Origin of the sequence: Rummeliibacillus pycnus (assembly GCF_044359855.1) — a bacterium.
In the GTDB taxonomy this organism is placed as follows: Bacteria; Bacillota; Bacilli; order Bacillales_A; family Planococcaceae; genus Rummeliibacillus; species Rummeliibacillus pycnus_A.
Genome location: NZ_CP132291.1, coordinates 1,211,330 through 1,223,763 on the forward strand (window position 1 = coordinate 1,211,330; position 12,434 = coordinate 1,223,763).

Below are 12,434 nucleotides of genomic sequence, written 5' to 3' on the forward strand. Positions count from 1 at the left end.
TAACGTTTTTTAGTATTCATCATCACGATAGCCGTAATCGCGAAGTTGCGATGCACGGTCACGCCAATCTTTTTGAACTTTTACCCAAAGTTCCAGATATACTTTACTTCCAAGTAACGTTTCAATATCTTTGCGAGCACGCGTACCAATTTCTTTTAATAAAGCACCGCGTTTACCTATGACAATCCCTTTTTGAGAGTCACGTTCAACAATTATAGAGGCATTGATACGAACTAAATCTTTTTCTTCATCTTTTGCAATTTTTTCAATTTCTACTGCTATAGAATGTGGTACTTCATCGCGAGTTAAGTGAAGTACTTTTTCACGAATAAGTTCTGCAATGATAAAACGTTCTGGGTGATCTGTCACTTGATCAGCAGGGTAATATTGAGGGCCTTCTGGTAAATATTTTTTCAATGTATCAAGTAATTGTTGTACATTGTTACCTTGAAGAGCTGAGATTGGAATGATTTCTGCAAATTCAAATTCATCTTTATATGATTCAATTATTTGAAATAACTCATCAGGGTGTACTGCATCAATTTTATTCACTACTAAAAAGACAGGTGTTTTAGTGCCTTCTAGCATTTCCATTATGAATTTGTCACCGGCACCAAGCTTTTGTGTCGCATTGACCATGAACATAATAGCTTCAACTTCACGCAAAGCATTTTTTGATACTTTTAACATGAATTCGCCAAGTTTATGCTTTGGTTTATGAATCCCTGGTGTGTCAATGAAAATCATTTGTGAATCATCTGTTGTGTATACACCTTGTACTTTGTTACGAGTAGTTTGTGGTTTGTCACTCATAATAGCAATTTTTTGACCAATTACATTATTTAAAAACGTTGATTTCCCTACGTTTGGTCGTCCTACGATGGTAACGAACCCTGATTTAAAACCTTTATTTTCCTGCATTCAATAAATCCTCCGGTGAAAAGGCGCCAGGTAGCAACTCTGCTACAGTTGTTTCTTTCACGTCGCCTTTCATATTTGTTAAGTATACTGGCATATTTGGTGCGCAAAATTCTGAAATAACTTGTCTGCATGCTCCACATGGTGAACAAGGTCCATCAGTATCTGCTACGATCGCGATTGCCGCAAAATCTCGTTCACCTTCTGAAACAGCCTTGAACATCGCTGTACGTTCAGCACAGTTTGTCATTGAATAACCTGAGTTTTCAATATTACAGCCTTTATACACTTTGCCATCAGCAGTTAATAATGCTGCGCCAACTTTAAATTTTGAATAGGGCACATATGCTTTTTCTCTACCTTCTTTTGCAAGGTCCATTAACTGTTCTTTATCCATTTAAACACCTCAAATCCATAAATTCATCCATTTAGGTAAAAATATAAGTATTCCGATTATAACACTTGCGCATGCAAAAACAAATACAGCACCTGCTGCGATATCCTTTGCAGCTTTCGCTAGTGGGTGTCTTTCCGGAGAAGCTAAATCTACAACTCGCTCGATTGCCGTATTAATCATTTCAAGCGACAGCATAATTGCAATAACTAGAACGAGAATCATCCACTCTATTTTAGATAAACCTGTAAATGCACCTGCAACAGTGACAATGCTTGCTACCATTAAATCAAAGCGAAAGTTTTGCTCAGTCATTACTTGTTTTAGCCCTGCAATTGCATATTTAAAAGAATGAAAAAACTTACGCGTGTCCATTATTATCACGTGTTAAACCGTAAGATTCTAAAATCGCATCTTGCTTACCAAACATAATTTTTTCATCTTCAGGAACCATATGGTCATATCCAAGGACATGAAGGAAACCGTGTATAGCAAGGAATCCTAATTCACGCTCAAATGAATGACCGTATTCTTCCGCTTGTTCTCTTGTACGGTCTATTGAAATAATGACATCACCTAAAATCCGTGGCATACCTTCAGCAATAATCGGTGTTTCTCCTTCTCCAACTTCTTCAAGTGCAAAAGAGATCACATCTGTTGGCGCGTCTTTATGGCGGTACTCACGGTTTATCTCGTGAATGGCTTCATTTGTTACAAAGGTGATTGAAATTTCAGTACCATCTTCAATATTTTCTACTTTTGCTGCGTGTTGCAAAAGACTTTCCACTAATGCAATATCAGATTCCTTTACTTTTCCTGTCTCATCTAAAAAATCGATGTTCAAACTCATTTTATGCCTCCTAGGCTTATTTTGGCTTCGGATATTCAATACGTGAATGGAAGATTCCATTTAAAGTTTCACAAAAAACATGTTCTACTGTTTTAAGTTCTCGGAAAGAAAGATCACATTCATCAAACTGTCCATCCTGCAATTTGTCTTGTACAATATTGTGAACGAGTTGCTGAATCCCCTCTGATGTTGGGTTCTTCATCGAGCGTACAGCTGCTTCAACACTATCTGCTACACATATTATAGCAATTTCTTTCGTTTGTGGCTTCGGTCCTGCATAACGATATGCAAATTCGTCCACATCCGGGTTATTTTCTTTCTCTTTATAGTAAAAAAACTTCACTAAACTTGTTCCATGGTGTTGTCTTGCTATGTCGACTATTTCTTTTGGCATTTTATGTTGCTCTAATATTTTAGCACCATCTTCTGCATGAGCAATAATAATATCTCTACTTGTCTTTGCTGGCAATTGATCATGTGGATTGATCCCTGACATTTGATTTTCAACAAAAAAAGCAGGTCTTTTTGTTTTGCCAATATCATGATAATAACAACCTACTCGTGCTAGTAAACCATCTGCCCCAATTGCTTCACAAGCTGCATCCGCTAAATTGGCTACCATGACACTATGATGATAAGTTCCGGGTGTTTCCACTAATATTTTCTTCAATAATGGATGGTTCGGATTTGAAAGTTCAATTAAACGGTATGTAGATAACATACCAAATGCTGATTCAATAAAAGGCAGTAATCCTAATGTTAATGCTCCTGATAATATCGCGGAAACGATTGCTGCTATTAAATAATAAATCAATTCTTTTGCACCATAATTTGATTGTGAGAGAAGCAGATAAAACGCGATAAATGCAATATTAACTGCTGAGACATAAAGACTATTGGACATAACACTGGATCTTTTTTTCGCATTTCTCATGAAATAGATACTAGAAAATCCGCTGAATATAATATACAAAGATACTTCCATCTGAATAACAGATGAATAGCCTTCTTGGAATACAATTCCCCCAACTGCTGCTGTCATTATTGTTGTAAGTATTGCAATACGCTCATTAACTAATACTCGTATGAGCATAGGTACAACTGCTGCCGGGAATAAAAAACCAATCATAACATCGAACTCACTGGATACTAAATCTAATAACTTCATTACTACAATTGATGAAAGATAAATTATAATTGTAATCATCAAATTGCGCGTTTTAAGTTTTGTATCAGCCTTCCAATTATAAAATACTGCATAAAAGAATGCCATCTGTAAAAGGATGAACAGTCCTAAACCCACGATTGGCTTAACCGAATGATTATTAGACAACATTCCTGTTATTTCAAGTTGGTGATAAACATCGCGATCGATTAATTGGCCTTCTTGTACAATAATTTGGCCTTGTAAAATTCTAGTCGGATCGACATTTGCTTTTTCTTGTTCTATTCTTTCCTTCGTAAGTTTACTGTCTACCTTGTCAGTTTCTACGATTGATGATCTCGATATTGTTATAGCAATTGCTCGGAGATTATCTGGTATTGTAAAACTATCTCGGACAGATTTTTCAACACTTGCTTTAGCATCAGTAACTTGTTCTTGACGAATCGGCTCAGATAACTTTTTAGATACGATTGATGTTAATGCATCTCGAGTTGATATGAGATCTTGCTCATCTTGTGATAATAGTGTTGAAAGTTCTTGTGTAGTAAATCGTATAGTTTGTCCATTCGTATCAATTTCATCTAATTTCTCTCGCAAACTTTTAATCTCTTCTACTAATAAACTGTCTTTATTTAACTTTTTCTTTTCATTGCCTATCGTTTCTTTCACTTCTATTATGTAGTCGAATGTAGATTTAATGACGGCTGCTTGGTTTTTTCCGATATCTGGAGAAAACGAATAAACTGGAGTGACTTCACTAGCAACTCTTTCTCGATCTTCATCTGTTTTCTCTGTATCCTCCACTGTTTTTACAGAGCGGATTGTATCAGGGGATAATTGAAATAGCTTTAAATCATAATGCTCTCCCTCTATATCTCTTACCATAAGGACAAATTGTATAATTCCCGTTATTGCTAGTAAACTGGCTAATAATAAGGGAAAACGGACATATTGGTGTAGTGTTTTTATGAAATTAATCACAGTACTACCTCCTATCTACTTTTATCATACCAAGTGTCCGAAGATTTTCCATCATTATTTAGTATCAATTAGTAATATTATTTTGTTTTACCATAAATTAGATAATATTTTCGCGTTGAGGATTGTCATTACTTGGTCTTTTATTAGCATACTTACTAAACTATCCTCTCTTTTACCATTCAAAAAAAATCAGAAGCACAATTATGCACCCCTGATTTCAGTTTATTCTATGTTATTTGTGTTCTTCATAGGCTTGAATAATTTTCGCAACGAGAGGATGTCTCACAACATCAGCTTGTTCTAAAATTCTAATTTCAATATCTTTTACATGACGCAGTGTATTTTCTGCACTAATAAGACCGGATTTTGCACCCTTAGGTAGATCAATTTGTGTTTTATCACCTGTTATGACCATTTTAGAGCCAAATCCTAAACGCGTTAGAAACATTTTCATCTGTGCTTCTGTTGTATTTTGTGCTTCATCTAAAATAACAAAAGCATCATCTAGCGTACGGCCACGCATATAAGCTAGAGGGGCAATTTCAATTGTTCCGCGTTCAATCATACGTGCAGTTTGTTCTGCACCTAAGACATCGTGTAACGCATCATATAGCGGTCTTAAATAAGGGTCAACCTTTTCTTTTAAATCTCCCGGTAAGAAACCTAAGCTTTCACCAGCTTCCACTGCTGGTCTTGTTAAAATAATTCTTTTTACATGACCATTTTTCAATGCTTGTGTAGCCATGACTACAGCCAAATACGTTTTACCTGTTCCAGCAGGTCCAATACAAAAAACCAAATCTTTATGACGGATTGCTTGAATATACTGTCTTTGCCCAATTGTTTTTGCACGTATTATTTTTCCTTTTGTATTACGTGCAATTACTTCATCATAAAGCTCAGAAAAATATTCAACCGTGCCATTTTTAGACATTTCGAGTGCTGACACCACATCACGCTGATTGATGTTAATGCCTTTTCGGATTACTATCAATAATTGCTGTACTAATAAACTTGCTTGTTGTTTATTTTCTTCTTCTCCGACAATGACAATCGAATCACCGCGGGTAATCATTTGAATTTGGAAAGCTTCCTCGATTAATTTTAAATTGGCATCAGAAATGCCTAGAAGCATGACTGCTTCATTTGGATCTTGCATTTGTAATTGAATTGGTTGTTGTTCTGTCATGCTCAATCTCCTTGGTTAATCGCTTGTTTAATTGCAATATTTTCATTCACTAAAAACAATACTTTCCCCTTAACTGTATCATTATCAATAGTAACATTCAAAAGTTTTTCACGTTTTACAACGGTTTTTGGTGGTAATTCTTTTACATATTTTTGGTGCAATAAGGGAATTACGATATCTTCCACTGATTTTTCATCAAGCGTAACTTTTTTTTCGATTAATTCTTGCTGTAAATATACCTCACCAATCGATGAAAACCACTTAGGTAAATTTACAACTTTCCATTCCTTGTTACTCTTTTTTTCATTTGCCCATCGAAAATGATATGTTTTTTCTCCCATCGTCTGATAAGAAATCTTTTTAGGCATTGAAAAATCTGATTCTATCCAGTAATCTGCATATACTTCTCCTTCTGCTCCATAGACAATATCTTCTTCTCCCCGTTTTAAAACACCTGATACCAGTAATTCACCATTTTTGACAGCATCATTTTCTTCAACCACTCTTTCTCCCTTTTGTAAGTTAAAATGTGTAATTACACCGCTTTTATTAGCGATTAAATTACCTTTTACTGTATCATTGTTTACTTCGTTTTCTATTGCTGGGGCAGCTAATGGCTCGAAAATCACCTTACTTCCTCTTCGATGAATGTGAACCCAAGATAGATCTCGATGTTTTGATAAAATATATTGCCGTATTAGTGAATCGTCTGGTTTATCCTTTTTCATAAATGGTCCTGCTAAGTGCATTTCTTTTAAGGTTGCGGATAATTCTTCGGTTTGCTCTGGAGTGGCTTTTTCTATAGATACCTGCCAAATCCATTGTGAAAATAAAAAAGGAATGACAAGTAAGATGACTAATCCTGCATAGACGATCCACTCTTTACGTAATACTTGATCGTCATCTAATGACTCGATCCGAAAAGAAATACCATATTGATAGCGTAATTTTCGAATGGTCGGAAGATGTCTTCGAACAGTGTGGAAGGTCACTTCATTTTCAGTTGTTGTGAGGTGACGCAATACGATTTTAGATTTTGTTAGAGCGTTCAAAAAAGCTGGGAGTCTTTTCGTTCGTTTAATACGAATTCGAACAATGCGATATTCTCGACTTTTTTTCATACATCCTAATCCTCTATTCTGGTAAGCTCAATTTTTTTTAAGTTTTTCATTTCAAGTGCCAACAATTCATCTCGAAGAAGTTTTACATGAAAGGATTCTGCTTCAACTTTGATGCGGAAATCTTCATGCAAAAAAATCATGTGGTGGTCTGCAATCGTTTCAAGCATTAAATCTCCTCTGATTCTAATTTGCTGGAAGTTTTCAATTTCGATCAGAGGCATGACTTGTAACAGCCTTTTCGACATAAAAAACCCCCTCTCTTTTTAGCATATGCTTCAAGAGAGGAGGGCATGTGTTATCTTTTCGATTTGGGTGGTCCTAAAATTTCAGCCATTACAAATGCCTGAGCTAACTCATTTGAGTTTTTTGGAAATGTAAATCCAGTTGAGGTAGTGCTTTCTTTTTTAGAAACGGACTTTTTAGCTGTTTGCATGATTGCAGAACGATCAGTTGTAGTTCGATCAGCTCGTTCAAATATCTTTTTCTCTACTGATTGCTCCACTTTTCCAAGCATTTGAGTAGCTTGTTTTTTCAATTCATCTGGTTCAGGTACTTTTTTCTCAATATCCTGTAAAACAGTTTTCGTAACTTCATCCAACTTACGACGCATCGTTTGTTCTAGTTTTTTTGGTTCCACACGTTGCATTCTACGGTTAACTGGAGGAGGTGTTTCTGAAGCTTCTTCGCCTTTGTTTTTTAAGAAATAGCCGATAATCGAAGAGATGATTATGATTATTAGCGCTTCCACAAATGCATCCCCCTTTCTTCATTCACTATATCATTTTTCATCAGTTGTTTTATTTGTATCATAACCATTTTGATTCATCTTACCGATGGAATCCCGCATACCTGTATCCGCTTGAATATTTTTGTAATTCATATAATCCATAATGCCGATATTTCCTGTACGTAAAGCTTCTGCCATAGCCATCGGTACTTCTGCTTCTGCTTCAACCACTTTTGCTTTCATCTCTTGTACTCTAGCAATCATTTCTTGTTCAGATGCAACTGCCATTGCGCGACGTTCTTCAGCTTTCGCTTGAGCAATGTTCTTATCTGCTTGCGCTTGCTCGATTTGCAATTCCGCACCGATGTTTTTGCCGACATCAACATCCGCGATATCAATGGAAAGAATTTCAAATGCTGTACCTGAGTCTAAACCTTTTGACAATACTGTTTGTGAGATTGAATCTGGATTTTCAAGTACATCTGTATGACTTTGTGAGCTACCAATTGTACTTACAATCCCTTCACCAACACGGGCAACGATAGTTTCTTCACCAGCACCGCCTACTAAGCGATCAATATTAGCGCGAACTGTAATACGCGCCTTTGCTTTTACTTCAATACCATTCATCGCAACACCTGCGATGAATGGCGTTTCGATTACTTTTGGATTTACTGACATTTGTACTGCTTGTAACACGTCACGTCCTGCCAAATCAATTGCAGCACAACGCTCAAATGTTAGCGAAATATTGGCGCGGTGAGCTGCGATCAGTGCATTCACAACGCGATCAACATTACCTCCCGCAAGATAATGACTCTCTAATTGGTTAATTGTTACAGGAAGACCTGCTTTATGAGCTTTGATTAAAGGATTGACGATACGTGAAGGAATTACTCGACGTAAACGCATCCCCACTAACGTGAAAATACTTACTTTAACACCTGCTGCTAAAGCAGAAATCCAAAGTGCAACTGGTACAAACGTAAATAATACTACAAGTGCTAAAAATACCACTACAATTCCGATAATTGTAGCTATTAAACTACTTGTTAAAACCATTTTTATCCTCCTAAACGTTATGAGACTCTCGTACGACTATACGAACGCCTTCTACTTTAATAATTGTTACCTTTTTATGGGCATCGATATAGCCACCTTCTGATACCACATCAATTCGCTCTTCTCCAAGCATTGCTGTGCCTGAAGGACGGAGAGGAGTCGTTGTAATCGCTTCCTTCCCTAATAACTCTACCCGACTTTTATTTGATACATAGCCTTTCTCAGTATCAGTTGAGTCGTTTAAAACCATTTTGTTAAAGACATTTAACTTTTTCCCAAAAAATTTCATCATAATCACCATTCCTAAGACGGCCACGATTAAGGCTGTCAAAATTGCATAAGCCATATGCATCGTATCTGTCCCTGAGCTAAGTAAACTCACAATAATTGCTGCAAATCCCATAATACCCAATATTCCGCCGGGCACGATTAACTCTAAAAGTATTAATATGACACCTAATACTAATAAAAGAATACTTTGCCATGTTGCATATCCTGCAATCATATGAATCATGTAAAAGAACAATAGTGCTAAAAAACTCATGATGCCACCGAAACCAAAATGTGGCGAAAATACTTGTAATACAATGCCAATACTTGCAATACAAAGCAAAAGAGTTACAACAATTGGTTGTGTCATCTACAAAAGCCAGCCACTAACTTGCTTAGTATCAACCCCGGCAGCATGTACAGTTAGAGTATTGCATGGGCTAGCAATATATATTACGGATAATATGGCGACTATTACAATATTCGCTTTTTTCATCAGCTAATTCTTCTCCCCTCCCTTCATTCAAACTATCTCATCTCTATAACATACGAATGATCATGATATAAGTTTCATCAATTTTCAACTAAGCCTTTTTTGAACTACGTATTGCGTGAATAGAAAGTCGAACAAGAATTACTGCACTAAGGAACAGCCCTAAGAAGGAAGCCGTATTTAAATAGATTGCAGAAACCGAGTTGATGAATTGAGAGATAGCTAATAAAGACACTGAAATAATGCCAAAGGTTATTCCCACGAACAACAACATGAAAAGAGATAACCATTGATTGACAAATGAACTACTAGCTCTTTCTGAAAAAACATCTAATTTAACTGTCACTTTCCCTTTTTCAATAGCTTCTGCCATACTTTCGAAGCGACGAGGCAAATCTTGTAATGTTGGCAATAGCATAACAAGTTCTTGCTCTAACAAATCTTTGGCATCTCTAAAGCTTGATACCGGTAGAAAATCTTTTTTGTTTTTTGATGTAAAACGTTTTGCTTCATTGAAAAGGTTATAATTTGTATCAAGAACATTTAGTGTACCTTCCAATGTAATAAGTGCACGTAAAGCAACTCCAACCATTGGATATAGCCGTAATTCAAATTTTTGAATGATGACAAATAGACATTGAACCAATTCTTCAGCAGAAATTTTATCCAAATAAGAGAGCTGAATAAGTAACTGACTAAGCGCTTGTAATAGATTTTCCTCCTCATGAATTTCTCCATCTTGAATTAAATGTTTCAGCCCTTCCAGTACTATCCGCGGGTTATTCCGTTCGATGCCGATGAACAGTGTTCGAAGCCCCTGTTGTTGAATTGGTCCAATTCTTCCAACTGCGCCGAAATCCAAAAAGCACGCTTGACCTGTTCTTTCTAGTACGAAAATATTTCCTGGATGTGGATCTGCATGGAAAACCCCAGTAACAAGTAATTCCTGTAAGAATGTTTCATAAATTGAGCGCAATAAATCTGCTTCCTTAATACTATGTTGTTTCAATAATAATGCACTATCACGTATGCTTACTCCATGTATAAATTCAATAACTAATATCATTCGATTACTATATTGTTTGTAAACCTTTGGAATTTTGACACTCTTTTTATCTTTGCTTAAAGCATTTGTCAGTTGTTCCATATTCCTTGCTTCAATTTCAAAATTAATTTCTTCTCGAAGATTATTTGCAAATCCAGTAGCTAATTGATGTAAGCCTAAATTTTCCGCCCAGGAAGATTCTTCAACAAGCCATTCTGAAAAGTGTAATAGAATATCTAAGTCTTGGTTAATTACTGAGGCCACATCTGGTCTTAATAGTTTGACGATTACTTCTTCTCCAGTTTCTTTTAATACTGCTTTATGCACTTGTCCAATTGAACCCGCGGCTAAAGGCTTTTCATCAAAATATCTGAATACCTCTTCAAGTGGCTTTTGAAGACCTATAGATAATTGATCATGTAATTGGTCAGCAGTCATTGGTTTGACATTTTGCTGAAGCTTTGAAAGTTCTTCGATAAAGGCAGGTGGTAAAGTATCTTTCCTAGTTGAAAGAACTTGTCCAAATTTGATAAAAATACCGCCACATTCTTCTAACGTATTGCGGAGTGTACTAGCTAAATATCGGTCATTTTCATAGGATCGTTTGTACTTTAGTGTACGCCCTACACCTTGTTTAAAAGCTATTCTAAAAACTTGCGTGAGACGTCTTTGTCGTTTCCAAGTACCACGTACCCTAGTGATAATATTTCGATTGCCAGTCAGTCTCTCTCCACGTTCTCCTAGCTTGATCGGGTCAAATAGCTCCAATATTAAATAAAATAACATTGTAATGAGCAACATACTACCAATCCAAACAAGTGTGCTAATATTCGTTACTTCATGAATCATGTCTTGCTTTGGGAAGTTGGTATATCTTAAATATGAATACCAATAAACAAATGTTGTGAAGACTACACTTAACGTAGCAGAAAGTACTTTTTTAATAAAATTAAGTTTTGTCCCTATAAGACGTCCACTAACAAAATAGATCAAGATCCCTATTCCAATTAGCTGTAAAGCTGTCCATAGATATTGCATGGAATCACCTTCGAAGTTATTATTTTCTATATTTATATTAAAGCACAAACTACCTGGTAAGGCTTGTAAAAACATAAAAAACAAACTAAATAAGCCGAGAAATCAATTAAGATTTCTCGGCTTAGATCATTTGCGAGTTTATTAAATCATGATAGTGCGTGTTTAGAACGTAGGGATTGTCTAGGAATTTAAATTACCACTTACGTTTACGTGCAGCTTCTGATTTCTTTTTGCGTTTTACGCTAGGTTTTTCATAAAATTCGCGTTTTCTTACCTCTTGAATTGTACCACTTTTAGAAACAGTACGTTTGAAGCGGCGAAGAGCATCTTCAAGCGATTCGTTTTTTCTAACGACAGTTTTTGACATCTCTCTTTCCCTCCCTCCGAACACACGTCAAAGCACAACATTACGTAATAACGTAATAACGTTGTGTACTAAAGAATTATAACTTATTACTAGGTTTTGGTCAATACTATTGGGCGAATTAATAGTCTGTTTTTGCACTTTGACCTTTCATAATCTTAACACCAGAGCTTGCACCAATACGTGTAGCACCTGCTGCTACCATTGCTTCTAAATCTTCTAAACTTCTGACACCGCCAGATGCCTTTACTCCAAGTTCAGATCCAACAGTTTTACGCATTAATGCAACGTCTTCTGCTGTAGCACCACCTGTTGAAAAACCAGTAGACGTTTTCACGAAATCTGCTCCAGCTGCAACAGACAATTCACACGCTTTTACTTTCTCTTCGTCTGTAAGAAGGCAAGATTCGATTATTACCTTTACTAAAGTACCGTTAGCTGCTTCTACAACCGTTTTTATATCATTTTCAACTACATCATATTGACTGCCTTTTAAAGCACCAATATTGATTACCATGTCAATTTCTTCGGCGCCATTTGCGATTGCATCTTTTGTTTCAAATGCTTTTGTAGTACTTGTAGAAGCTCCTAATGGGAACCCGACTACTGTACAAACTTTTGATGTTGCATCTTTTAATTCAGCTGCAGCAACACTAACCCAAGTTGGATTTACACATACTGAAGCAAAACCAAATTCTTTTGCTTCTGCACAAATACTTTTGATTTGTTCTTCAGTTGCTTCTGGTTTCAATAAGGTGTGATCAATATATGAAGCATAGTTTTTAGACATAATGGAAAACTCCTTTAATAATGTAGA

The 12,434-nt window shown here is 36.1% G+C and carries 14 protein-coding genes; all 14 read right to left on the reverse strand.

The window, feature by feature from the left end:
• Positions 1 to 9: 9 nt before the first annotated feature.
• Positions 10 to 921 (reverse strand): GTPase Era, encoded by a 912-nt coding sequence (gene era / locus Q8X41_RS06050; RefSeq protein ID WP_397539355.1) that lies wholly within the window; start codon positions 919 to 921, stop codon positions 10 to 12.
• Complete coding sequence (locus Q8X41_RS06055; protein ID WP_397539356.1) at positions 908 to 1,315, reverse strand: cytidine deaminase; 408 nt, start codon at positions 1,313 to 1,315, stop codon at positions 908 to 910. Before Q8X41_RS06055 ends, era begins: the two co-directional genes overlap by 14 nt.
• 9 nt (positions 1,316 to 1,324) lie before the next feature.
• Entirely contained in the window at positions 1,325 to 1,687 is a 363-nt protein-coding gene (locus Q8X41_RS06060; RefSeq protein ID WP_397539357.1) for a diacylglycerol kinase family protein, read from the reverse strand.
• The gene (gene ybeY, locus Q8X41_RS06065) at positions 1,674 to 2,162 is read right to left on the reverse strand and encodes an rRNA maturation RNase YbeY (RefSeq protein WP_397539358.1); all 489 of its coding nucleotides are present in this window, start codon (positions 2,160 to 2,162) and stop codon (positions 1,674 to 1,676) included. Before ybeY ends, Q8X41_RS06060 begins: the two co-directional genes overlap by 14 nt.
• 16 nt (positions 2,163 to 2,178) lie before the next feature.
• A complete protein-coding gene (locus tag Q8X41_RS06070; RefSeq protein ID WP_397539359.1) occupies positions 2,179 to 4,308 on the reverse strand; it encodes an HD family phosphohydrolase in 2,130 nt (709 codons plus the stop codon).
• A 232-nt stretch (positions 4,309 to 4,540) separates the two neighbouring features.
• Positions 4,541 to 5,497 carry a PhoH family protein gene (locus Q8X41_RS06075; RefSeq protein ID WP_397539360.1) on the reverse strand — a complete coding sequence of 319 codons (957 nt, stop codon included), beginning with the start codon at positions 5,495 to 5,497 and terminating at the stop codon, positions 4,541 to 4,543.
• 2 nt (positions 5,498 to 5,499) lie between these two features.
• Positions 5,500 to 6,618, reverse strand: coding sequence for a sporulation protein YqfD (locus tag Q8X41_RS06080; RefSeq protein WP_397539361.1), 1,119 nt, complete (start codon positions 6,616 to 6,618; stop codon positions 5,500 to 5,502).
• A 5-nt stretch (positions 6,619 to 6,623) separates the two neighbouring features.
• Positions 6,624 to 6,863: a hypothetical protein gene (locus tag Q8X41_RS06085; protein WP_397539362.1), complete on the reverse strand. Its 240-nt coding sequence runs from the start codon at positions 6,861 to 6,863 to the stop codon at positions 6,624 to 6,626.
• Between the two features lie 50 nt (positions 6,864 to 6,913).
• Entirely contained in the window at positions 6,914 to 7,366 is a 453-nt protein-coding gene (locus tag Q8X41_RS06090) for a hypothetical protein (protein ID WP_397539363.1), read from the reverse strand.
• A 30-nt stretch (positions 7,367 to 7,396) separates the two neighbouring features.
• Positions 7,397 to 8,407 (reverse strand): flotillin-like protein FloA, encoded by a 1,011-nt coding sequence (gene floA, locus Q8X41_RS06095; RefSeq protein ID WP_397539364.1) that lies wholly within the window; start codon positions 8,405 to 8,407, stop codon positions 7,397 to 7,399.
• A gap of 10 nt (positions 8,408 to 8,417) precedes the next feature.
• Positions 8,418 to 9,047, reverse strand: a complete 630-nt coding sequence (locus Q8X41_RS06100; RefSeq protein WP_397539365.1) for an NfeD family protein — start codon at positions 9,045 to 9,047, stop codon at positions 8,418 to 8,420.
• Positions 9,048 to 9,261: 214 nt separating this feature from the next.
• Positions 9,262 to 11,253, reverse strand: coding sequence for an ABC1 kinase family protein (locus Q8X41_RS06105; protein ID WP_397539366.1), 1,992 nt, complete (start codon positions 11,251 to 11,253; stop codon positions 9,262 to 9,264).
• A gap of 193 nt (positions 11,254 to 11,446) precedes the next feature.
• Positions 11,447 to 11,620, reverse strand: a complete 174-nt coding sequence (gene rpsU / locus Q8X41_RS06110; RefSeq protein ID WP_004227078.1) for a 30S ribosomal protein S21 — start codon at positions 11,618 to 11,620, stop codon at positions 11,447 to 11,449.
• 118 nt (positions 11,621 to 11,738) lie between these two features.
• Positions 11,739 to 12,407 (reverse strand): deoxyribose-phosphate aldolase, encoded by a 669-nt coding sequence (deoC, locus tag Q8X41_RS06115; protein WP_397539367.1) that lies wholly within the window; start codon positions 12,405 to 12,407, stop codon positions 11,739 to 11,741.
• Positions 12,408 to 12,434: the final 27 nt, after the last annotated feature.

What these genes read in the sequence shown, in the direction of transcription:
- deoC (WP_397539367.1), bottom strand. Translation starts at nt 12,407, where the DNA reads ATGTCTAAAAACTATGCTTCATATATTGATCACACCTTATTGAAACCA.
- Q8X41_RS06085 (WP_397539362.1), bottom strand. Translation starts at nt 6,863, where the DNA reads ATGTCGAAAAGGCTGTTACAAGTCATGCCTCTGATCGAAATTGAAAAC.
- Q8X41_RS06060 (WP_397539357.1), bottom strand. Translation starts at nt 1,687, where the DNA reads ATGGACACGCGTAAGTTTTTTCATTCTTTTAAATATGCAATTGCAGGG.
- era (WP_397539355.1), bottom strand. Translation starts at nt 921, where the DNA reads ATGCAGGAAAATAAAGGTTTTAAATCAGGGTTCGTTACCATCGTAGGA.
- rpsU (WP_004227078.1), bottom strand. Translation starts at nt 11,620, where the DNA reads ATGTCAAAAACTGTCGTTAGAAAAAACGAATCGCTTGAAGATGCTCTT.
- Q8X41_RS06055 (WP_397539356.1), bottom strand. Translation starts at nt 1,315, where the DNA reads ATGGATAAAGAACAGTTAATGGACCTTGCAAAAGAAGGTAGAGAAAAA.
- Q8X41_RS06075 (WP_397539360.1), bottom strand. Translation starts at nt 5,497, where the DNA reads ATGACAGAACAACAACCAATTCAATTACAAATGCAAGATCCAAATGAA.
- Q8X41_RS06080 (WP_397539361.1), bottom strand. Translation starts at nt 6,618, where the DNA reads ATGAAAAAAAGTCGAGAATATCGCATTGTTCGAATTCGTATTAAACGA.
- ybeY (WP_397539358.1), bottom strand. Translation starts at nt 2,162, where the DNA reads ATGAGTTTGAACATCGATTTTTTAGATGAGACAGGAAAAGTAAAGGAA.
- Q8X41_RS06105 (WP_397539366.1), bottom strand. Translation starts at nt 11,253, where the DNA reads ATGCAATATCTATGGACAGCTTTACAGCTAATTGGAATAGGGATCTTG.
- Q8X41_RS06100 (WP_397539365.1), bottom strand. Translation starts at nt 9,047, where the DNA reads ATGACACAACCAATTGTTGTAACTCTTTTGCTTTGTATTGCAAGTATT.
- floA (WP_397539364.1), bottom strand. Translation starts at nt 8,407, where the DNA reads ATGGTTTTAACAAGTAGTTTAATAGCTACAATTATCGGAATTGTAGTG.